The sequence below is a fragment of the Streptomyces tateyamensis genome, assembly GCF_003205575.1.
Taxonomy (GTDB): domain Bacteria; phylum Actinomycetota; class Actinomycetes; order Streptomycetales; family Streptomycetaceae; genus Kitasatospora; species Kitasatospora tateyamensis.
In genome coordinates, this window is record NZ_PYBW01000214.1 from 1 (window position 1) to 574 (window position 574).

Annotated in this window: 1 protein-coding gene; it reads left to right on the top strand. The window is 70.0% G+C overall.

Features of this window, described 5'->3' with window-relative positions:
• The coding region (locus C7C46_RS32705) for a site-specific integrase (protein WP_110673543.1) at positions 1 to 574 on the top strand (574 nt) is incomplete at both ends.

The following is a 574-nucleotide window of genomic DNA, read 5'->3' on the forward strand; positions in this document are numbered from 1 at the left end:
GCCCGGCACTTCCTCACCGCCGCCCACGGCCACCGCTTCCAGACTCTGTTCGAACTCGCCCTTCGCACCGGGCTCCGCAAGGGCGAACTCCTCGGCCTGCGCTGGGAAGACCTCGACCTCGACGCCGGGACCGCCAGCATCCGCCGCACGCTCCAGCGCACCCGCGCCAGCGGCCTCACCACCCTACCGACCAAGACCATCAGCTCAGAACGCCGCATCGCCCTCCCAGCCCCTTGCCTCGCCTCGCTGCGCGCACACCGCGACCGGCAGGCCCGCGAGAAGCAGCAGGCCGACGCAGAGTGGATGGACAACGGCCTCGTCTTCACCCGCCCAGACGGCCACCCCATCGAACCCGCCACCCTCACACGGCACTTCAACGCGCTGCTCCGCCGATCCCACCTGCGGGCGATCCGATTCCACGACCTGCGGCACTCGACCGCGACCCTCCTCCTGGAACAGGGCGTCGAACTCGTCGTCATAAAGGAGCTCCTGGGCCACGCCCACATCGGCGTCACTGCCAGCGTGTACGCCCACGTCCGGCTCCGCCTCCAGCGCCAAGCCATCGACCTTCTCG